Genomic DNA, 20,268 nt, shown 5'->3' on the forward strand with positions numbered 1-20,268 from the left:
TTCAAGTTACGGAAACGGCCTTTCAGGCGTTTGGCAACTACCTTCTCGCCACCGGTATTTACATGCCAGTCGGAGACGTCACCGTAAATGGCAGCGGTATCAATAACAGTGCCTGATTGTTCTTCACTCATTCCAGTCTCGCTGATTCGGCTAAAGAAGTTAGCATGAAACCTGTGTTATGTCAGAAATTGAGATAACGCAGTGATCAAAAAAAGCCGACCTAAGCCGGCTTTCGTTTGAATGTAGTTTTCTAAATCAATCTTGTGATTTATTATCATCCATATTTTTTATAATCCGGTAGCTGATAACTGCTAATACAACAATGGTAATAACAACACCGGCAATAGCTCCAACAACAACAGCATCAATTCCCATAGTATTCTCCAATACGCATATTTTTATCTTCCCCCGACATGAATGCCGAGGGAAATAACATCAACTACTGACCACCACCAAACTGATGAACATAGACCGCCAGTTTCTTGATTTCAGTCTCTGAAAGGCGTTGTGTCTCTGTGCCGTCATATTCAGGCTCTTCTTCCCATTTCAGCGCTTCCAGTTTCACTGCCAGCTTTTCATTCCAACCAGGCATCACTGCAACACGAGTTTGGGGATCAGATGGGTCATTCACGCCATGCAGAATGGTGTGACGAATCTCTTCCTCTTCACCGGAAAATCGCCATATCTTATCGGTCAGATTAGCAGATCCTAATTGATGAATACCTTTAGCATCAGCACCATGACAGGCGACACAACCTTTGTCATTGAACAACTTCCAGCCAGCTTCGGTTGTTGTTCCTTCCGATGCATTCAAAACAAACTGAACTAGGCCATCGACTTCTTCTGCTTTTAAGGTTTTCTCATGCGCCATCATCATGCCCTGACGCCCTTTGGCCAGCGTTGCGACTATCGTGCTGACATCACCACCGTAAAGCCAGTCATCATCAGCCAGAACCGGGTAACCGGAACCACTGGCAGGGAGCCCCCCGGTGCCATGACAAGCTGCACAGTTATCACCGTACAAAACCTTACTGGAGCCGACGGCGTAATTACGCATTTCAGTATCAGCAAGAATTTCTTCCGCTGTCATCGCTGCCAGCTTTTCTTCAAATGGTGCACGCTTTGCTTCAACCTCAGCCAGGTCTTCTTTGTACTCCTTGATTTGAGTCCATCCCAGCAAGCCCTTAGTGCTGCCGTTAATCAGAGGGAGTGATGGGTATAGGATGAAATACACTACAACCAACAAGCCACTCAAATAAAGCGCATTAGTCCACCAACGTGGCGGTTCGTTTTCTAACTCTCTGATGCCATCCCATTCATGGCCGGTATCAGACACTTCATTAGGATTCTTTTTGTTATCAGCCATCTTTTCTCTCCGAATTTGTCTCGTCATCATCCAGGGGCAAGGTGCGATGGGATTCCATTTTGTCTTTGTTTTTTGGGTTCAATACCCAGAAATACAATCCCACCATCAGCAGAAAAATTACTACTGTAAACACCAGTCCAAACCAGTCAGTTGCCGTCATTGAACTCCAATCAGTATGAAAATATTCTTGAAGTTTAGTCACGATAGTCCCTGCCTGGTTCGAATTTCACCATGGTGCCCAATACTTGCAAATAGGCTACGAGAGCATCCATCTCAGTTTTACCTTCGACCACAGCAGCTGCGCCGTTGATTTCATCATCACTGTAAGGCACACCGAGAACTTTCATTGCTCGCAGACGTTTTTCCATACCTGCACCATCAATAGTTGCATCCTCCAGCCATGGATAGCTTGGCATAACGGATTCCGGAACAACTGAACGCGGGTCACGAAGATGCTGAATTTGCCATGCATCAGAATATTTACCACCAACACGAGCCAAATCAGGACCAGTTCGTTTTGAGCCCCACTGGAAAGGGTGGTCATACTTTGACTCAACGGCCAGAGAGTAATGGCCATAACGATCTTTCTCATCACGGAAAGGACGTACCATTTGTGAGTGACACAAATAGCAACCTTCACGTTGATAAATATCACGACCTGCTAACTCCAAGGCCGTGTATGGACGCACACCTTTGAGCTCTTCAAACTCTGGATGTACATCATCCTCAAAAGTAGTATCTAAGTAGAACAAAGGCACGATTTCAACTATACCACCAACGGATACAACTAATGCTGTAGCCAACACCAGAGCCCAGACATTTTTTTCCAGTTTTTCCTGAAAGGTAACTGGTTTATTTGAATTATGATCAGACATTCCAGTCTCCTTAAATGTTAGCCGCAGTTGCCATCTCTGCAGATGGTTTAGCAATAGCGCGACGAATAGTAACGGTCACATTGAATAGCATGATACAAGCGCCCAAGAAGAATATAAGACCACCAACAGAACGCATTGCGTAGTAAGGGTGCATCTGTGCTACTGATTCGACAAAAGTATATGCCAAGTTGCCATAATCGTCATAAGCACGCCACATCAAGCCTTGCATGATCCCTGACACCCACATTGAGGTGATGTAAATAGCAGTACCGATCGTTGCCATCCAGAAATGCAGGTTGACCAGACGAATTGAGTACATTGTGGTCCCCCACATACGCTCAACCATGTGATATAGCGCACCGATTGACACCATTGCTACCCAGCCTAAAGCACCGGAATGTACGTGACCGATTGTCCAGTCCGTGTAGTGTGATAAAGCATTTACGGTTTTAGCGGACATGACTGGACCTTCAAAGGTCGACATCGCATAGAAAGCAAGTGACACGATCAGGAAGCGCAGAATATAGTCGGTACGCAATTTGTCCCAAGCACCACTCAGGGTAAACATACCGTTGATAGCACCACCCCAGGAAGGAATGATCATCGCCAATGAAATAGCTGCACCCAATGAACCAGTCCAGTCAGGTAAAGCTGTGTACTGGAGATGGTGAGCACCTAACCACACATAACCGAATACCAGTGCCCAAAAGTGAATCACAGACAAGCGGTATGAGTAAATTGGTCGGTTAGCTTGTTTCGGTACGAAGTAATACATGATGCCCAGGAAACCAGCTGTCAGGAAGAAACCTACTGCATTATGGCCCCACCACCATTGAATCATCGCATCCTGTACACCGGCAAAAATGGAGTATGACTTAAACAATTCAACCGGAATTGCCAGGCTGTTTACAACGTGAAGATAGGTAATCATGACCATCATGGCGATGAAGAACCAGTTCGCTACATAAATGTGCGAGACCTTACGGATTGAAATCGTCATGATGAAATTAAAGGTATAAGCCAACCAGACGGCAGCAATCAGAATATCTAATGGCCATTCCAGCTCAGCGTATTCTTTGGCCTGTGTGAAGCCTAGCGGCAGTGTGATTACGGCACCCAGGATGACTAAATTCCAACCCCAGAAGGTAAACCATGCCAATTTATCACTCCAAAGCCTGGTAGCACAGGTTCGTTGGACAATGTAGTAAGCTGTTGCCATCAGTGTAGAACCACCAAATGCAAAAATGACCGCATTGGTATGAACAGGACGTAAACGTCCGAAACTGATGTAGGGATTATCGAAATTCAGAATTGGCCAGGCCAGTTCCGAGGCGATATACACACCGACACCGGTGCCGATAACCAAGTATACGCACGCCATATAGGCGAACCACTTGACCACCTGATAGTTATACTGCTGTTGTTCCGCTTGCATAGCGACCACACCTTCTCTCTTTAGGAAAACTCTCTCACAGCTTCTTTATTATTATTTCGAAGCCAGAACCCTTTTCTTCACGCTCTAAACTAAAGCAAAGTGAATTTTACATGAAACTGTCCTGTCACTATGCAGCAAAATCTTGATCTAAATCAGGATTAAGTGACAAAGTCACAAACCAGTCATAAATGCTTTGGTTTTGCTCAGTTTAGGAATTTTCCTAAGATCGTGAAACATGGTCAAGTTCTAACCACTTAGCTACGTTAGCCGAATGCTTGCGTAGCTAATGAAAACAAGTACTTAGGTTGGGTGGGTGGTAAAAAAGAATTATCTATATCGGTCACAATTTTGGGGAATGCGGCAATCTGGAGTAGATTTAAACGGACTGAAAACAGACTGCCAGTACTACTTTTCTTTGCTCTGTGACTAAAAGATTAAAAGTACGACAGGCTGCACCCAAATCCATAAACTCGACACCGATATGTTGGTGCGTCAGTATTTGGGATAACTTCTGAAGGTCAACAGTCAAACCAGATCCGGTCGCAAATAAAACCACTTCCGGATCCAGTTTTTGAATGTCAGCTAACTGTTCAGCTGACAACTGTTTTATATCGCTAACAGGCCAATCACGAATTAACGTTTCAGGCGTCAGGATAAAATTGGTCTCGATTTCGTCAAGACGATTCTGATGTTGGGGACGAATAACAACGCTGTTATTGTCATAAGAGTGGATTTGGTTATATTCAGAAACCGCTTCCAGACTCAATTTCATTTCTGTTTATTTGAGCCCTGCAGAGTCATTCACGCGATCACGTAACTCTTTGCCAGGTTTGAAATGAGGAACATATTTTTCGTCAAGTTTGACAGATTCACCACTTTTGGGATTACGACCCACACGCGGTGGACGATGGTGAAGAGTAAAACTACCGAATCCGCGAATTTCGATACGATCACCAAGTGACAGACTGTCACTCATCTGCTCGAGAATTAGTTTCACGGCAAGCTCAACATCACGGTAATTCAATAGAGATTGTTTTTCAGATAAAACTTCAATCAAATCTGATTTGGTCATGTCTTTAAAATTCCTGGATTTAAACGCTAAACACCGATGTTAAGAATGTTTATCAATCCGTTGATTCAGATAAAGAAAGAACACCCGGCATAAACCGGGTGTTCTTCACTCAACATAGCTAGATTAGCTGTCTTTCTGATCCATCTGTTCTTTCAACAAATCACCAATTGTGGTGTTGCCGGAACCAACATTGCTGTATTCCTTCACCGCTTGGGATTCTTCTAGATCATCTTTTGCTTTGATTGACAGCGTCAAAGTACGGTCTTTACGAGACATACCGGTAAATTTCGCTTCCACAGCTTCACCGACAGCCAATACTTTGCTTGCATCTTCAACACGTTCACGAGCGATATCAGCAGCTCGGACGTAACCTTCTACGCCTTCAGCCAATTCAATCGTTGCACCACGTGCATCAACAGCACTTACTGTACCGTTCACGATCGTGCCGCGAGGATGTTCAGAAAGGTACGATGAGAATGGGTCATCCTGCAATTGTTTGATACCCAGTGAGATACGCTCACGCTCAGGGTCAATTGCCAGAACAACTGCTTCAACATCATCACCTTTCTTGAAGTCACGGATGAGTTCTTCGTTGTCTTCTTCCCAAGAGATATCAGACAAGTGAATCAGACCATCAATACCACCGTCCAGACCGATAAAGATACCGAAGTCAGTGATTGATTTGATAGCGCCGCTTACTTTGTCGCCCTTATTGTGAGTCATTGCAAACTCTTCCCAAGGATTCGATTGGCATTGTTTAATACCCAAAGAAATACGACGACGGTCAGCATCGATGTCCAGAACCATTACTTCAACTTCGTCACCTAATGAAACCAGTTTTGATGGGTGAACGTTTTTGTTAGTCCAGTCCATTTCAGACATGTGAACCAAACCTTCAACACCGTCTTCGATTTCAACGAAGCAACCGTAGTCAGCAATGTTAGTTACTTTACCCTGGATGCGTGTGCTGTTTGGATAGCGACGTGCGATATCTTTCCAAGGATCATCACCCATTTGTTTCAGACCCAGAGAAACACGTTCACGTTCTTTATCAAATTTAAGCACCTGGACTTCGATTTCATCACCGATGGCCACAACTTCTGATGGATGCTTAACGCGTTTCCAAGCCATGTCAGTGATGTGCAAGAGACCATCAATACCACCCAAGTCAACGAAAGCACCATAGTCTGTCAGGTTCTTAACGATACCTTTAACGACTTTACCTTCTTCCAGTGTTTCCAGAAGCGCTTCGCGTTCTGCACTGTTTTCTTCTTCCATGATCGCACGACGAGAAACAACGATGTTGTTACGTGGGCGATCCAGTTTGATCAGTTTGAACTCGAGGTCTTTACCTTCCAGATGAGACGTATCACGGATAGGACGTACATCGACCAAAGAACCTGGCAAGAAGGCACGGATGTTTTCCAGATCAACGGTGAAACCACCTTTGACTTTACCTGAAATCATACCTGTAACCGTTTCACCAGCTTCGAATGCGTGTTCCAATTTAGTCCATGCTTCGGCAGCCTTCGCTTTATCACGAGACAGTTGAGTTGCACCAAAACCATCTTCTAATGATTCCAGAGATACATCGACCAGATCGCCAACTGAAACGCTGACTTCACCGTTTTCGTTAAGAAACTCGGAAACGGCAATGGCGCCTTCTGATTTCAGACCGGCATTGACCATAACAACATCAGGGCCCACATTGACTACCGTACCGGTAACAATCTTGCCTGGTTGCATTGGAGTTGAATTTAGACTCTCTTCAAAGAGATCTGCAAAGCTTTCGCTCATTGTTAAATATCCTTGATCCTGTTTGGGGAACAGAATCACCAAAAATTATCACCTGCTCACGCAGGATCGTTAAAATTCCCATTCGGCACGGCCGAACAGGCACCAAAATCACATGTCAGTCCACTAAAGCCCTGACTTGTTCGAATACCGCATCGATCCCGAGTTCTGTAGAATCTAGAATAAGAGCTTCCTCAGCAGGCCTTAGCGGGGCTACTTTTCGCTCTTTATCACGTTGATCACGTTCGGAGATTTCTGCAATCAGACCCGAAAGGTTACTCTCAATTCCTTTCTCTTTCAACTGCTTATAACGTCTCTGTGCGCGTTCTTCAGCACTTGCCGTTAAAAACACTTTAAATGGTGCGTCCGGAAACACCACCGTGCCCATATCACGGCCATCGGTGACTAAGCCGGGAGACTGTCTGAAATCACGCTGCCGCTGAAGTAGCGCGGCACGAACTGCAGGCAACGCCGCTACTTTTGACGCCGCATTGCCAGCTTGTTCACTTCGAATAAGCAAACTTACATCTTCACCTTCCAGCATCACTTTTAATCCATCATCTGCGATAGAAAAGCGCACGTCCAAAGTCTCTGCAAGTTTTGTCACAGCCAGCTCATCAGTCAAATCAAGCTGATGTGTCAGAGCTGCCTGTGCGAGGACACGGTAGATCGCACCACTATCCAAATAATGCCATCCCAGTTTGTGAGCCATCATTTGTGCAATCGTGCCTTTGCCTGAGCCACTGGGCCCATCGATGGTTAAAACTGGAATATCAGTCATCGATTTCCTCAATATTCAGTCCCACCTCAGTGGCCATTTCTACAAATCCCGGAAACGACGTTGCCACATTGGCACAATCATTAATCTGGATACTGCCTCCGGCTTGTAAAGCAGCAATAGCAAAAGACATCGCAATACGGTGATCACTGTGACTGTCGACTTCACCACTCCCAATAATGCCGCCATTGATAACAATACCGTCCTCTGTTGCCTCAGTATCAATACCCAGTGTCTGCAGCCCATCAGCCATTACCTGAATACGATCACTTTCTTTCACCCGTAACTCTTCAGCACCAGACAATACGGTTTGGCCTTCGGCACAGGCTGCCGCAATAAATAAAGCCGGAAACTCATCAATTGCCAGGGGCACTTGATCTTCTGGTATGTGAATACCTTTCAATGGTGCATAACGCACACGGATATCGGCTACAGGCTCACCGCCGGTTTCGGCTTCATTTGATAAGGTAATCTCTGCGCCCATAAGCCTGAGAATATTAATCACGCCAATTCGGGTTGGATTAATACCGACATGCTTCAGTGTGATGTCAGAATCCGGTGCGATTGCAGCAGCGACCATAAAAAAGGTCGCAGAAGAGATATCAGCGGGTACATCAATATTTGTTGCGGTCAGCTTGCCGCCACCATTAATTGAAATCCTGTTCGCTTCAACTTCAACTGGATATCCCATCCCTGTCAGCATACGTTCGGTGTGATCTCGGGTTGGGGCTGGCTCTGTAACACTGGTTTTACCCTCAGCGTACATTCCGGCCAATAAAAGACATGACTTTACCTGAGCACTTGCCATCGGTAGCACATAATCAATACCTTTCAGCGCGCTGCCACCATGAATATGTAATGGTGGTTTACCATCTGCTGTCTCAATGTTGGCACCCATCAGGGAAAGTGGATCCGTCACCCGTTTCATCGGACGTCCGGATAAAGAAGAATCACCGCTCAAAGTGCTATCAAAATTCTGCCCTGACAAAAGCCCGCTGAGCAGCCGAATCGATGTACCGCTATTACCCACATAGAAGTCTTTATCTGGTGCTTTCAGGCCATGCATCCCCACACCGCGGATAGTCACATTGCCCTTATCGGGCCCGACAATTTCAACGCCCATCGCACGAAAAGTGGCGAGTGTCGCAAGTGCATCCTCACCCTCTAAAAAGCCAGTGACTTTTGTCGTGCCTTCAGCCAGAGAGCCCAGCATGATAGAACGGTGTGAAATCGATTTATCACCCGGCACCCGGAGTTCGCCCTGAATGGTTCCACCCGGATGGACAATGTATTTCTTATTTATCTCGCTAGACACGTAACTTGTTACTCACACTTCACTATTATCAATTAGGTCTGGGTCAGCAAACCGGCTGTCACGGGCTTTCTTGGCCCGGGAAAATACGTTAATCAGATAATCACCGTCGCCATTGCGAATAGCTTCTTCAATCAGGTTTATACCTTGATGGTATTGTTCAAGTAGACTGAGAATCGCCTCCTGATTACCCAGACAGATATCACGCCACATCACTGCATCACTGGATGCAATACGGGAAAAATCACGGAAACCGCCCGCGGCATAACGCAAAACATCATCACAATCATCACGTTCAGCTAACATGCCGACTAAATTAAACGCCAGTACATGCGGCAGGTGACTGGTCGCAGCCAACACAATATCGTGATGTTCAACGTCCATTTCAAACACTTCTGCACCCGTCAACTGCCACATTGCTTTAACTTTGGATGTCGCAGCAGAATCGGTTTCTGGTACCGGAGTTAAAACAATACGGTGGTCCTGATACAAAGTGGCAAATGCCGCTGCAGGTCCACTCTTTTCTGTACCGGCAATAGGATGGCCCGGCACAAATTGTTTGAATTTATCACCAAAAGCCTGCTTTGCCGCCGCAACAACTTGTCCTTTGGCACTGCCCCCGTCAGTCACGATGGCTTCCGGATTCAGGTGCGCCGCTATGTCATTGAATACGGTCGCCATCGCCCCCATCGGCACAGCTACAAAAACCATGTCTGCATCACGTACCGCTTCGGCTAATGAGCTGGCTGCTTTATCAATAATCCCCAGATCTAACGCTTGCTGGCGCGCATCTTCACTACGCGAATAACCAACAACCTCGTTGACTGCACTTTTTGCTTTCAACGCCAGAGACAAGGAACCGCCTATCAGGCCTACACCGATAATCGCGAGACGGTTAATCATTCTTTTTGTCCCAACACGGTTGAAAGTGCTTCAAGGAAACGCTCATTCTCCTTGGGCAAGCCGATAGTGACACGCAAATGTTGTGGTAAACCATAATTAGCAATGGGACGAACAATCACGCCTTCATAGAGCAAATCATCAAATACCTCAGCGGCATTTCTATGCACATTGACGGTAATGAAATTACCTTTTGATGGGATAAAATTCAGGTTTAATTTCTCAAACCCTGCTACGAATTGTTTCATCCCGGCCGTATTCATTTCTCGCGCCTGCTCAAGGTAATTATCATCCCCCAGGGCTGCCACTGCTGCGGCTTGAGCCAGACTATTCGCATTGAAAGGCTGTCGCACGCGGTTGAGCAAATCCGCCACTTCAGGATGCGATAAGCTATAACCAATACGCAAGCCAGCCAGACCGTAAGCTTTGGAAAAAGTACGGGTGATAATCAGATTATGAAAATCTTGCAGCCAGCTGACCGTGTTTTCCTGCTGTTCCAGGTATTCCACATAAGCTTCATCCAGGACCACCAGCACTTTATCCGGTACTTTTTCAAGAAACGTTTTGATCTCAGCAGGTTCGATCCATGTGCCCGTAGGGTTATTTGGATTAGCAATAAAAACAATTTTGGTACGACTGGTAATCGCTTTCAGAATCGCTGCCAAATCATGACCGTATTCTTTGGCCGGTGCTATAACACCCTCAGCGCCTATAGCTTTGGTAACGATTGGATAGACAGCAAAGGCATGTTCAGAAAACACAATTTCATCACCCGCGCCGGCAAATGCTCGAGCAACCAACTCCAGCACATCATTTGAGCCATTACCCAGGGTAATCTGTTCCGGTACCAGTTGTAATTTTTCTGCCAACGCCAGCTTCAGAGCATAGCCATTACCATCTGGGTAACGAGAAAGATCTTTTGCAGACTGCGCTACCGCTGCCAGCGCTGCTTTGGATGGGCCTAATGGATTTTCGTTTGAAGCCAGTTTGATAACATCACGCACACCATATTGACGCTGTAACTCTTCAATAGGCTTGCCGGGAACATATGGTTGTAGGTCAGCAACACCACTCACCGCCAGATCACAAAAACTCATCGAGACTCCGTTTTGTTTCTGAAGCTATCAAGAATTAATAGCACTGCACCAATACATATCGCTGAATCAGCAATATTAAACGCTGGCCAGTGATAGCTTCCATAATAGACATCAATGAAATCAATAACATAACCGTGAACGAAACGATCAATTACATTCCCTATTGCGCCACCAATGATTAATGCTAAAGCTGACGCTTCCAGTTTAGCTGTGGGTTTAAGTTTCTTCATCCAGATCGTTAACGCAATACTCACTGTCGCCGCTAAAACAACAAAAAACCAGCGTTGCCAACCGCCCGCTGAAGCGAGAAAACTAAAAGCGGCCCCATAATTGTGTGCCAGGGTGAAATTAAAAAAAGGTAATACCGCTACGGTTTCGTGTAACTCAAGTAGACTGATACTCACCCATTTAGTGAGTTGATCCAGAATAATAATCAGGGCTGACAAGTTTAACCATTTCAACATAGAGGATATCAGGCGAACTCGCGTAGTTCACCGGCTCCTTCAATATTGTCAATGCAGCGACCACACAGCTCTGGATGTTCCTGATTCTGTCCCACCGTTTCTGTTTGGTGCCAGCATCGATCACAGCGTTGATGTGCTGATGCAGTAATCGTCAGATATAAGCCATCTACGGCAGTGGCAACCGCATTATCGGGCTTTTCGCTCAGCGGGTTCAATCGGGCCTGTGAGGTAATGAGAACAAACTTCAGTTCATCACCCAGCAGCTTCAATGTGTTGAACACTGTTTCATCTGCATATAAGCCAACTTCAGCCGTCAGTCCACTCTTGATATAACCGTTATTACGCTGATTTTCGAGTTCCTTCGCTACACCATCACGTACAACAAAGACCTGATTCCAAAACGCCAAATCAAACTTGCTATCTAACGGCATGGCAGCCAGTTGCTCGTACCAGGTATTTAACTGCACAGATTCATTTCGGTCACCGGGCAGATAGCTCCACAGCTCATCAGCGGTAAAGCTTAAAATGGGGGCAATCCAGCGAACCAATGCTTCCAGAATGTGATACATCGCTGTTTGCGATGAGCGACGTGCGAGACTGTCCTCTTGCATGGTGTACTGGCGGTCTTTAGTAATATCCAGATACAAGCTACCCATTTCATTGGCACAGAAATTATGTATTTTCTGATAAATGGTATGGAACTGATATGTCTCATAAGCTTTGAGGATATCGGCCTGAATATGATAAGCACGATCCAAAGCCCAGCGATCCAACGGCAGCATTTTGTCTAAAGCAAGCAGGTTTAAGCTTGGGTCGAAATCACTGAGATTGGATAATAAGTAACGCGATGTATTGCGAATACGACGATAAGAATCGGCAGTACGTTTCAGGATTTCGTCTGAAACATGCATTTCACCACTGTAATCCGTCGCTGCAACCCAAAGACGAATGATATCGGCACCCAGATTTTTCATCACTTTCTGCGGTGCGACCACATTACCTTTTGACTTCGACATTTTCTTGCCTTGCGCATCCACGGTAAAACCATGGGTCAACACAGCTTTATAAGGTGCAGCATGTGTCGTAGCAACTGAAGTCAACAATGATGACTGGAACCAGCCACGATGTTGGTCACTGCCTTCCAGGTACAAATCCGCCGGACGATTCAGATAATCACGTCGCGCCAGAACACAGGCATGAGAGACACCGGAATCAAACCAAACATCCAAGGTGTCAGTAACTTTGTCGTAATCAGCCGCATCTTTACCCAGCAATGTATCTGCTTCCATCTCAAACCAGGCATCTATGCCATCGGCTTCAACGTTTTCGGCAACCTGTGCAATCAATGTGTCGGTGTCCGGGTGTAACTCACCGGTTTGCTTATTCACAAACAATGGAATCGGCACGCCCCAGGTACGCTGACGTGAAATACACCAGTCAGGACGACCTTCAACCATATTTTCAATACGTTTCTGACCCCAGTCCGGCATCCAGTCGGTATCTGCAATGGCTTTCATTGCAGCCTGACGCAGGCCATTCTGATCCATGCTGACAAACCATTGCGGTGTGGCACGAAAAATAATCGGACTCTTGTGGCGCCAGCAGTGTGGGTAACTATGCTGAATATCCACATAGGCTAACAAAGCGCCTTTTTCCTTCAGTAATTCAATAACCTGTGGGTTAGCTTTAAACACGGACTCGCCGGCAAATACCGGTGTATCTGGTAAAAAGCAGCCATTACTCGCCACCGGGTTATCAACTTCCAGCTTGTATTTCAATCCGACCGTATAGTCGTCCTGACCATGACCCGGTGCAGTATGTACAGCACCGGTACCGCCGTCACTGGTGACATGGTCCCCCAGAATGACCGGTACCTGACGATCGTAGAATGGGTGCTGCAACAGTAAGCCTTCAAACTGCTCACCTTTGACACGAACAAGCACATCACCTTCTAGTTCATAACGTTCAAGGGCGCTTTCATACAGAGCCTCAGCCAGTAACAAGCGTTCATCTTTACATTGCACCAACACATAGGTCAGTTCTGGATTTAATGAAACCGCCTGATTCGCCGGCAATGTCCACGGTGTGGTTGTCCAGATAGGGACACTGATTTCACCATGGCTACTGGCTGCACCACAGGCTGCCTCAAATGCTGCTGTATCAACCGCTTTAAAGCGCACATCAATCGCTGGAGAAGTTTTATCCTCATATTCAACTTCAGCTTCAGCCAACGCAGAACCACAATCCACACACCAGTGAACCGGTTTAACACCTTTGTGCAGATGCCCTTGTTTAATGATTTGACCAAGGGTACGAATGATATCGGCTTCGAAGGTATAATCCATTGTCAGATAAGGATTATCCCACTCGCCCAGCACACCTAAACGTTTAAAATCCTCGCGCTGACCATCAACCTGCTTTGCCGCATATTGACGACAGGCATCACGAAATTCTTTGGCACTGACTTTAACGCCGGGTTTGCCTACTTTTTTCTCAACATTAAGCTCGATGGGCAAACCATGACAATCCCAGCCGGGAACGTACGGCGCATCAAAACCACTTAGAGTCTTGGACTTGATGATGATGTCTTTGAGAATTTTGTTAACCGCATGACCGATGTGGATATCACCATTCGCGTAAGGAGGACCATCATGAAGAATGAACTGAGGGCGACCCTTGGCGTTTTCACGCAGTTTGTTGTAGAGGTCAATTTCTTGCCAGTGCTTGAGCGTTTGAGGCTCACGAATAGGCAACCCGGCCTTCATCGGAAACTTAGTTGCGGGTAAATTTAATGTTTGTTTGTAGTCGGCCACAAGCTTCTCATTGTTCTCAAATCACCAAAAGCGGTAATTATACGGATTTTTGTTGTTTACCTAAATCATTGATTGCAGTTTTATTTATCCGCCCAGCTTATGCATCACCCCTGATTTACAGTAGAATGTGGCTTTTGTATCGTCTCAACACACAAGCAGACTTTAATTTATGGCCACATCGGAAAAGGTGATTATTCGCGGATTGACTCAAGATGGAGGCAAATTCCGACCCAGTGACTGGGCAGAGAGACTTTGCGGTGCCGTTGCATCCTATGGCCCCGGACGCCGGATTATTTTTCATCCCAATGTCAGACTGGCATCGATTGATGGCGTGAAATGCGTCGTAATTGACGCGGAGCTGGAACAAGACGATGAAATGTTATTCGATTTCTTAATCGAATTTGCAGACGATAACAACTTACAGGTTGAACGGACCAGTCAATTCCCGTTTGATGATGCCAACTGATTATTCGTGTTCGGCATCTGGCCAGTTCTGGATGTAGTTTTTCAACAACTTATTTTCAAACTTGGCTTTCTTCAGTAACTCTTCCACGATATCAGTAATTGATAACATCCCTTCAAGTCTACCTTTATAGACCACGGGCAAATGCCTGATATTATGATCGACCATCATATTCATGACATCTTCCAGACTATTGTCAGGCTCACACACATAGGGTTCCGGTGTCATCGCATCGGCCACAGTAAGCGGACTCCACATCGCATGTTTTTGATGCAGGATACTAAGTAAATCGCGCTCTGAGAGGATGCCGACTAAGGTACTGTTATTGTCAGTCACTACTAGGGAACCAATACGATGTTCCATCATCAGATTGACGGCTTTATCCAACGAGTCAGAGGGTGATAAACCGATAACCGGCTTACCTTTATTTTTGGTGATCGACCTGACCTTCATCCGTTCGCCCCTTTAGCAAATGTGCTTACCGCTATTCTGCTTGAGTTTTGCAAATAATAGCAAGTGGTCTCAGAGATGCTCTCTGGTTGCACGGAAATCAATATCTGGCCAGCGCTCTACTGTCAAATCAAGATTGACCCGTGTTGGCGCAATATACGTGAGGTTACCCGAACCATCATAAGCTAAGTTGGTAGAGGCCTTTTTCTTGAACTCTTCCAGTTTGCGTTCATCATCGCAATAGACCCAGCGAGCCGTATAAACCTGAACCGGCTCATAAGCACACTCCACGTTGTATTCGCCTTTTAGACGATGTACTACCACATCAAACTGCAGTACGCCGACTGCCCCCAGAATAAGGTCATTATTATCGAGTGGACGGAAAAGCTGCGTAGCCCCTTCCTCACTCAATTGCTGCAGCCCTTTCAACAAAGCTTTGTTTTTCAAAGGATCTTTCAACCGCACGCGACGGAATAGTTCAGGCGCAAAATAGGGAATACCGGTAAATTGCAGCTCTTCACCCTGTGTAAACGTATCACCGATCTGAATCGTGCCATGGTTATGCAAACCCAGAATATCGCCCGGCCATGCCTCTTCTGCCTGCTCACGCTCAGCCGCCATAAAGGTTACGGCATTCGCTATGGTTACATCTTTACCGATGCGGGTCTGATGCATTTTCATACCTTTACTGTACTTACCCGAGCACACTCGCATGAAAGCAATTCGGTCACGATGTTTGGGATCCATATTCGCCTGAATTTTGAACACAAACCCGCTGAACGTTTCTTCCTCAGCCGCAACTTCACGACTTTTAGTTTCCCGTGGCTGAGGTGCCGGAGCATATTCCACGAACGAATCCATGAGTTCGGTCACACCAAAATTATTCATCGCTGAACCAAAAAATACCGGCGTTAAACGACCTGCCAGAAATTCCTCCAGATCAAACTGATGACTGGCACCACGGACCAGTTCAATTTCTTCACGCAGGTCTTCGGCCATGCTACCGAATAGCTCATCCAGTCGTGGGTTATCGATGCCCTGAATGATTTCACCGGCATCTTTGCTATGGGGTTCGAACAAATGCACACTGTCATTCAGCAGATGGAAAATACCTTTGAATCCTTTGCCCATTCCAATAGGCCAGGTGATCGGTGCACATTGAATATTCAGGATCGTTTCCACTTCATCCATCAGGTCAATCGGTTCGCGCCCTTCCCGGTCCAGTTTATTGATGAAAGTCAGGATAGGGGTGTCACGCAAACGGCAGACTTCCATCAATTTAATGGTGCGCTGCTCAACACCTTTGGCACTGTCGATCACCATTAAAGCAGAGTCAACTGCGGTTAAGGTGCGATAGGTATCTTCAGAAAAATCCGCATGCCCCGGGGTATCTAGCAGGTTCACAATACGATCATTATAGGGGAACTGCATCACCGATGAGGTAACCGAAATACCCCGTTCCTTCTCCATTTCCATCCAGTCAGATGTGGCATGACGATCGGTTTTACGCGATTTAACACTGCCCGCCATCTGAATCGCGCCGCCAAAATACAGCAGCTTCTCAGTCAGGGTTGTTTTACCTGCGTCGGGGTGACTGATGATGGCGAAAGTTCTGCGCTTGTTAGCAGCTTGTTGAACGGGACTGGCTGACATGTAATTACTACTCTGAGGGGTTACTATCAAGCCGCATATTTTGGCTGATTATTGTCTCCGACACAATTAAAGCGATTGAGTTGACTTATTTTTCTATATACCTTTGCATAAAGATTGTTTCTATCAAGATGAATTGTTACCCTTTATTTATCTTGATAGAAAGACAAATCAAATGAAAAAAACTCATCTCGACGATATCGACCTTATCGAAGACCAATGGCAACAGCTTGACCTCGATACAGACTACGCCGCATTGCAGGTTGTTGCCCGAATTTTACGATTAAATAAAACGCTGGATGAAGCGTTAAGCAGCCTGCATGCAAAAGTGAATCTTAAACATGGTGAATTTGATGTGCTGGCAGCACTCAAACGCTCGGGTGAAGCGGCTTTAACACCTTCTCAGCTGTATCAGTCGATGTTACTAAGTTCTGGCGCTATGACCAGTCGGCTGGACAGACTGGAAAAAAAGCAGCTTATTGAGCGTCAACACTGCACTGAGGATCGTCGCAGTATCAAAGTGTCTTTAACAAACACCGGTCAGCAGCTTATTGATGAGGTTTATCCTGAACATTTCCACCTGATTGAAAAGCTACTTAATCCGCTTAGCAACGCAGAAAAAATGCAGCTGCAAACCCTGCTCAAAAATTTAATGATGAATCTCGACACCACTATGGTCGATAACACATGACATCACTGACGTTATCCATTCGCTCTCTTATTCTGCTATTAGCAGCATTAACGGCGATGGCACCACTGGCGATTGATGCTTATCTTCCTGCCATGCTCGATATGTCCGCATTTTTTGGCGTCAGTATTCATGATGTCGAACTCTCGCTCAGTTTATTTTTAGCGGGCTTCGCATTGGGTCAAATCGTCGGTGGTCCGTTTTCTGATCACTTCGGTCGCCGAGCAGCAACAGGCAGTGGTATTAGTCTCTTCTGTCTGGGTACATTGGGCATTATTCTCAGCCCAACCATAGAATGGTTGTGGGCATTCCGGGTTATTGAGGCTTTTGGTGGTGGTCTGGCTGTAGTGAATTCTGCAGCGATTATCCGAGATTTCAGTAAAGGTCAGGAAAGTGCGCGTCATCTTTCAAACATGGCGGTTATCATGATGCTGGCACCTCTGCTCGCACCGCTGATTGGTATGGTGCTATTGCACCTAAGTGGCTGGCGACTGGTGTTCGACTTTTTGTTGGTGTACGGGCTCATCATTGGCAGCACCTTATTTTTCAAACTACCAGAAACACGCCTGATAACCGATGATCGCCCTGGTGCCTTTAAACGCTATGGTATGGTGTTATCCAATCGCTGTGCAGTCGGTTTTTTGTTTTCACAGTGTTTCGCATTGGGCGGTATGTTTGCGTTTATCACCGGCTCACCTTCTGTCTATATGGGTTACTTCGGCATCAGTGAAACCGTTTATCCCTTTCTGTTTGGTACCAATGTGGTGGCCATGATCTTCTTCAACCGCCTGAATGTAAGACTGCTGAAACGACATCGGCCACAATTTATTCTGAGTATTGGTCAGGCAGGTCAAATACTTACTGCCAGCCTACTTCTGGCCTATATTAGCTTCAATTCAAACCCCAGTCTTTATATCGTCATACCGCTGATTATTCTTTTCATCGGGGTTATGGGATTGATTGTGGCTAATGCCACATCCAGCACTGTGGAATATTTCCCAAGTAACAGTGCAACCGCAACAGCGTTGTTGGGTGCATCTGGTTTTGCTACTGGCGCGGTAACTGGCGCCGTTGTAGGTATTTTGGGAGATGGAACGGCCTGGCCTATGATAGTGGTCATGTTTGGCTGTGCAGTAGCAGCGCCGAGCCTGCGGTTTTTAATGCAAAATGGCCAGCCTAAACCAGCGTAAAACAGAAATTAGTCCGGCAAACTGGCGCGGTAATATTGATAGAATTGCCTTGCCGTGCGACCACTGTGACTGCCGCGGCCCATTGCATAAAGTCTGGCCGCTTCATGTAGCTTTTCCTTGTCCAGTGCCACGTCGGTGAACAATGACTCGACAATGGCAAAGTAGTTTTCCCAGTTTGCCGGGTAAAAAGACAGTGTCAATCCAAACCGGTCCGATAAGGCAAGCTTGTCTTCCAGACTATCTGCGTGATGGATTTCACCATCAACCAGACCACTCAATTGATTTTCAGACTGTTTTTCCGGCAACAGATGACGTCGATTAGAAGTAGCGTATAAACGCACGTGCTTGGGAGGCAGCTCAACACCGCCTTCAAGCAGGGTTTTTAATGGTTTATAACTTAACTCGCCCTCTTCAAACGAGAGGTCATCACACAGGATAATAAAGCGGAATTGTTGGTCTTCTTCTTCCAGAGAGTCCAGGATTTCGGGGAGATAACTTAAATCATCTTTATCAACCTGAACGATACGCAACCCTTGGGGCGCCATTTCGTTCAGCAGTGCTTTAATTAATGACGATTTACCAGTACCACGTGCTCCCCAAAGCAAAGCATGATTGCTGGTTTTGCCTTCAATAAAATATTGGGTGTTTTCAACAACTGCCTGTTTTTGTTTATCTATCCCTTTCAGGTCCGACAATCGAACCGGATCCAGTCGCTGCATCGCTACAGGTTTTAATTTACGGCTATGGCTACGCCAAATGGCAGCGTAATTCTGATGCCAATCTATTCGCATGCTGACCTCATCAAATTTAACGTATGTCACAGCATAGCATTGACGATTAGCCGTGAGTCATCGAAATAATAAACACGAACAATCAGTGAGCTTTGTCTTAAAAAATCACCAGCCATTATTTCTTCGCTCAAACGGTAAGACTTACTTCCCTGAACTTAAAGTCAAACTATCGGATGTGATGTCATTTATCTTAGGAGTACCGGCTAGACTGATAGTCACTTCAAGCTCTTCGCGCAAGACTCTCAATAAATGTGCCCCCAAAGCACCAGACACTGACAAAGCATAAAATTGTGGCCGTCCGAGACACACCTGCAAGAAAATAGTGTGTAACAAGGAATATCTTTAGCTAGAAGAGGCTAGCCTACGTTGAGTTGGAATGCGATCGGCACGTTGACTTCCAATTGCTGTTGCGTCATGTCGGCAGGGAATGCCGGTAAGGGGGAGGCCTTGTTGAGCATGCGAAGAACCGCCTCATCGAGACGTTTAGAACCGGAGCTTTCAGTAATACGATAATCCAGTACCTTACCGTGTCGGTCGACAACAAAAAATAACTTCACAACGCCCTCTTCTCCTCTTCGGCGTGAGGAGGACGGGTAGCGTTTATGTTTCGCGAGTGTCGCCGCCAATAAGCCAAAATACGATTGTCTTGCAGCAGCTTGACCGCCACTGGTTACTGCACTGGCCTTCCCTGTTGTCTGCTTTTGCTGTTGAGTTTTACTAGCCTGTTTTGGGGCTGTTGAAGCGACAACAGACGCTTGCTGGAGTTGTTTAACCGGTTCAACATTGCGAATAGGTTCGGACTCGATATACGGTTCTGGTTCTGGTTCAGGCGCCGGCGCTTTTTTTACCTTGGTTTCTGTTTGTTGCTTAGCCTCAACAGGAGTGGGCTTTTTCACCGGTTCTGGTTCGGGCTCAGGGGCTGGAACAGGTTTATTGACAGGCTCAGGTTCGGGGATTGTCTCAGGTTTCGGGGCAGTTTCTTCCTTTACCTGTTCAGTTTCCCCCAGATCACCCATCATCCCCAGGTCAATATCTATACCTTGCTCACCCGCTAATACTGCACCATCATCTTCTTGTTTATCAAAAAACAAAGTGAACCCCAGTACATGAATCGTTATCGCCATCAATAA

The 20,268-nt window shown here is 46.1% G+C and carries 21 protein-coding genes; 3 read left to right on the forward strand and 18 right to left on the reverse strand.

The window, feature by feature from the left end; genetic code table 11:
• Nucleotides 1–439: 439 nt before the first annotated feature.
• The 13 genes from ccoP to ileS all read right to left on the reverse strand — a co-directional run bounded on the left by ccoP (nt 440) and on the right by ileS (nt 13,906).
• A complete protein-coding gene (ccoP, locus tag ACTF5U_RS09860; RefSeq protein ID WP_438971460.1) occupies nt 440–1,366 on the reverse strand; it encodes a cytochrome-c oxidase, cbb3-type subunit III in 927 nt (308 codons plus the stop codon).
• Nucleotides 1,359–1,568 carry a cbb3-type cytochrome c oxidase subunit 3 gene (locus ACTF5U_RS09865; RefSeq protein ID WP_438971461.1) on the reverse strand — a complete coding sequence of 70 codons (210 nt, stop codon included), beginning with the start codon at nt 1,566–1,568 and terminating at the stop codon, nt 1,359–1,361. Before ACTF5U_RS09865 ends, ccoP begins: the two co-directional genes overlap by 8 nt.
• Entirely contained in the window at nt 1,561–2,241 is a 681-nt protein-coding gene (gene ccoO / locus ACTF5U_RS09870) for a cytochrome-c oxidase, cbb3-type subunit II (RefSeq protein ID WP_438971462.1), read from the reverse strand. The genes ACTF5U_RS09865 and ccoO overlap by 8 nt, the downstream gene beginning before the upstream one ends.
• A gap of 10 nt (nt 2,242–2,251) precedes the next feature.
• Nucleotides 2,252–3,676, reverse strand: coding sequence for a cytochrome-c oxidase, cbb3-type subunit I (gene ccoN, locus ACTF5U_RS09875; protein WP_438971463.1), 1,425 nt, complete (start codon nt 3,674–3,676; stop codon nt 2,252–2,254).
• A 376-nt stretch (nt 3,677–4,052) separates the two neighbouring features.
• Entirely contained in the window at nt 4,053–4,448 is a 396-nt protein-coding gene (locus ACTF5U_RS09880; RefSeq protein ID WP_438971464.1) for an Mth938-like domain-containing protein, read from the reverse strand.
• 6 nt (nt 4,449–4,454) lie between these two features.
• Entirely contained in the window at nt 4,455–4,748 is a 294-nt protein-coding gene (locus ACTF5U_RS09885; RefSeq protein WP_438971465.1) for an integration host factor subunit beta, read from the reverse strand.
• Between the two features lie 123 nt (nt 4,749–4,871).
• Nucleotides 4,872–6,545, reverse strand: coding sequence for a 30S ribosomal protein S1 (gene rpsA / locus ACTF5U_RS09890; RefSeq protein ID WP_438971466.1), 1,674 nt, complete (start codon nt 6,543–6,545; stop codon nt 4,872–4,874).
• A 115-nt stretch (nt 6,546–6,660) separates the two neighbouring features.
• Nucleotides 6,661–7,323 (reverse strand): (d)CMP kinase, encoded by a 663-nt coding sequence (gene cmk / locus ACTF5U_RS09895; protein ID WP_438971467.1) that lies wholly within the window; start codon nt 7,321–7,323, stop codon nt 6,661–6,663.
• Nucleotides 7,316–8,635, reverse strand: coding sequence for a 3-phosphoshikimate 1-carboxyvinyltransferase (gene aroA / locus ACTF5U_RS09900; protein ID WP_438971468.1), 1,320 nt, complete (start codon nt 8,633–8,635; stop codon nt 7,316–7,318). The genes cmk and aroA overlap by 8 nt, the downstream gene beginning before the upstream one ends.
• 12 nt (nt 8,636–8,647) lie before the next feature.
• Nucleotides 8,648–9,535 (reverse strand): prephenate dehydrogenase, encoded by an 888-nt coding sequence (locus ACTF5U_RS09905; RefSeq protein WP_438971469.1) that lies wholly within the window; start codon nt 9,533–9,535, stop codon nt 8,648–8,650.
• Nucleotides 9,532–10,629 (reverse strand): histidinol-phosphate transaminase, encoded by a 1,098-nt coding sequence (hisC, locus tag ACTF5U_RS09910; protein WP_438971470.1) that lies wholly within the window; start codon nt 10,627–10,629, stop codon nt 9,532–9,534. The genes ACTF5U_RS09905 and hisC overlap by 4 nt, the downstream gene beginning before the upstream one ends.
• Complete coding sequence (gene lspA / locus ACTF5U_RS09915) at nt 10,626–11,093, reverse strand: signal peptidase II (RefSeq protein ID WP_438971471.1); 468 nt, start codon at nt 11,091–11,093, stop codon at nt 10,626–10,628. Before lspA ends, hisC begins: the two co-directional genes overlap by 4 nt.
• 8 nt (nt 11,094–11,101) lie before the next feature.
• Entirely contained in the window at nt 11,102–13,906 is a 2,805-nt protein-coding gene (gene ileS / locus ACTF5U_RS09920; RefSeq protein ID WP_438971472.1) for an isoleucine--tRNA ligase, read from the reverse strand.
• 169 nt (nt 13,907–14,075) lie between these two features.
• Between ileS and ACTF5U_RS09925 the strand changes: the two genes are divergently transcribed.
• The gene (locus ACTF5U_RS09925) at nt 14,076–14,372 is read left to right on the forward strand and encodes a DUF3579 domain-containing protein (protein WP_438971473.1); all 297 of its coding nucleotides are present in this window, start codon (nt 14,076–14,078) and stop codon (nt 14,370–14,372) included.
• Here the strand turns inward: ACTF5U_RS09925 and ACTF5U_RS09930 are convergent, their stop codons facing one another.
• Together ACTF5U_RS09930 and ACTF5U_RS09935 are read right to left on the reverse strand one after the other, a co-directional pair.
• Entirely contained in the window at nt 14,373–14,822 is a 450-nt protein-coding gene (locus tag ACTF5U_RS09930; protein WP_438971474.1) for a CBS domain-containing protein, read from the reverse strand.
• Nucleotides 14,823–14,891: 69 nt separating this feature from the next.
• The gene (locus ACTF5U_RS09935) at nt 14,892–16,472 is read right to left on the reverse strand and encodes a peptide chain release factor 3 (protein ID WP_438971475.1); all 1,581 of its coding nucleotides are present in this window, start codon (nt 16,470–16,472) and stop codon (nt 14,892–14,894) included.
• Nucleotides 16,473–16,644: 172 nt separating this feature from the next.
• Here ACTF5U_RS09935 and ACTF5U_RS09940 point away from each other — a divergent pair, with 172 nt between their 5' ends.
• Nucleotides 16,645–17,160 carry a MarR family winged helix-turn-helix transcriptional regulator gene (locus tag ACTF5U_RS09940; protein ID WP_438971476.1) on the forward strand — a complete coding sequence of 172 codons (516 nt, stop codon included), beginning with the start codon at nt 16,645–16,647 and terminating at the stop codon, nt 17,158–17,160.
• Nucleotides 17,157–18,347: a multidrug effflux MFS transporter gene (locus tag ACTF5U_RS09945; RefSeq protein ID WP_438971477.1), complete on the forward strand. Its 1,191-nt coding sequence runs from the start codon at nt 17,157–17,159 to the stop codon at nt 18,345–18,347. The genes ACTF5U_RS09940 and ACTF5U_RS09945 overlap by 4 nt, the downstream gene beginning before the upstream one ends.
• A gap of 8 nt (nt 18,348–18,355) precedes the next feature.
• Here the strand turns inward: ACTF5U_RS09945 and ACTF5U_RS09950 are convergent, their stop codons facing one another.
• The 3 genes from ACTF5U_RS09950 to ACTF5U_RS09960 all read right to left on the reverse strand — a co-directional run.
• The gene (locus ACTF5U_RS09950; protein WP_438971478.1) at nt 18,356–19,138 is read right to left on the reverse strand and encodes an ATP-binding protein; all 783 of its coding nucleotides are present in this window, start codon (nt 19,136–19,138) and stop codon (nt 18,356–18,358) included.
• A gap of 141 nt (nt 19,139–19,279) precedes the next feature.
• On the reverse strand, nt 19,280–19,447 hold the full coding sequence (locus tag ACTF5U_RS09955) for an alpha-hydroxy-acid oxidizing protein (protein ID WP_438971491.1): 168 nt from the start codon (nt 19,445–19,447) through the stop codon (nt 19,280–19,282).
• A 47-nt stretch (nt 19,448–19,494) separates the two neighbouring features.
• A partial coding sequence (locus ACTF5U_RS09960; RefSeq protein ID WP_438971479.1) for an energy transducer TonB occupies nt 19,495–20,268 on the reverse strand: 774 nt, incomplete at its 5' end.

Origin of the sequence: Methylophaga sp. (genome assembly GCF_965655755.1) — a bacterium.
In the GTDB taxonomy this organism is placed as follows: domain Bacteria; phylum Pseudomonadota; class Gammaproteobacteria; order Nitrosococcales; family Methylophagaceae; genus Methylophaga.

What these genes read in the sequence shown, in the direction of transcription:
- ccoP (WP_438971460.1), bottom strand. Translation starts at nt 1,366, where the DNA reads ATGGCTGATAACAAAAAGAATCCTAATGAAGTGTCTGATACCGGCCAT.
- ccoO (WP_438971462.1), bottom strand. Translation starts at nt 2,241, where the DNA reads ATGTCTGATCATAATTCAAATAAACCAGTTACCTTTCAGGAAAAACTG.
- ccoN (WP_438971463.1), bottom strand. Translation starts at nt 3,676, where the DNA reads ATGCAAGCGGAACAACAGCAGTATAACTATCAGGTGGTCAAGTGGTTC.
- ACTF5U_RS09880 (WP_438971464.1), bottom strand. Translation starts at nt 4,448, where the DNA reads ATGAAATTGAGTCTGGAAGCGGTTTCTGAATATAACCAAATCCACTCT.
- ACTF5U_RS09885 (WP_438971465.1), bottom strand. Translation starts at nt 4,748, where the DNA reads ATGACCAAATCAGATTTGATTGAAGTTTTATCTGAAAAACAATCTCTA.
- rpsA (WP_438971466.1), bottom strand. Translation starts at nt 6,545, where the DNA reads ATGAGCGAAAGCTTTGCAGATCTCTTTGAAGAGAGTCTAAATTCAACT.
- cmk (WP_438971467.1), bottom strand. Translation starts at nt 7,323, where the DNA reads ATGACTGATATTCCAGTTTTAACCATCGATGGGCCCAGTGGCTCAGGC.
- ACTF5U_RS09905 (WP_438971469.1), bottom strand. Translation starts at nt 9,535, where the DNA reads ATGATTAACCGTCTCGCGATTATCGGTGTAGGCCTGATAGGCGGTTCC.
- hisC (WP_438971470.1), bottom strand. Translation starts at nt 10,629, where the DNA reads ATGAGTTTTTGTGATCTGGCGGTGAGTGGTGTTGCTGACCTACAACCA.
- lspA (WP_438971471.1), bottom strand. Translation starts at nt 11,093, where the DNA reads ATGTTGAAATGGTTAAACTTGTCAGCCCTGATTATTATTCTGGATCAA.
- ACTF5U_RS09925 (WP_438971473.1), top strand. Translation starts at nt 14,076, where the DNA reads ATGGCCACATCGGAAAAGGTGATTATTCGCGGATTGACTCAAGATGGA.
- ACTF5U_RS09930 (WP_438971474.1), bottom strand. Translation starts at nt 14,822, where the DNA reads ATGAAGGTCAGGTCGATCACCAAAAATAAAGGTAAGCCGGTTATCGGT.
- ACTF5U_RS09935 (WP_438971475.1), bottom strand. Translation starts at nt 16,472, where the DNA reads ATGTCAGCCAGTCCCGTTCAACAAGCTGCTAACAAGCGCAGAACTTTC.
- ACTF5U_RS09940 (WP_438971476.1), top strand. Translation starts at nt 16,645, where the DNA reads ATGAAAAAAACTCATCTCGACGATATCGACCTTATCGAAGACCAATGG.
- ACTF5U_RS09945 (WP_438971477.1), top strand. Translation starts at nt 17,157, where the DNA reads ATGACATCACTGACGTTATCCATTCGCTCTCTTATTCTGCTATTAGCA.
- ACTF5U_RS09950 (WP_438971478.1), bottom strand. Translation starts at nt 19,138, where the DNA reads ATGCGAATAGATTGGCATCAGAATTACGCTGCCATTTGGCGTAGCCAT.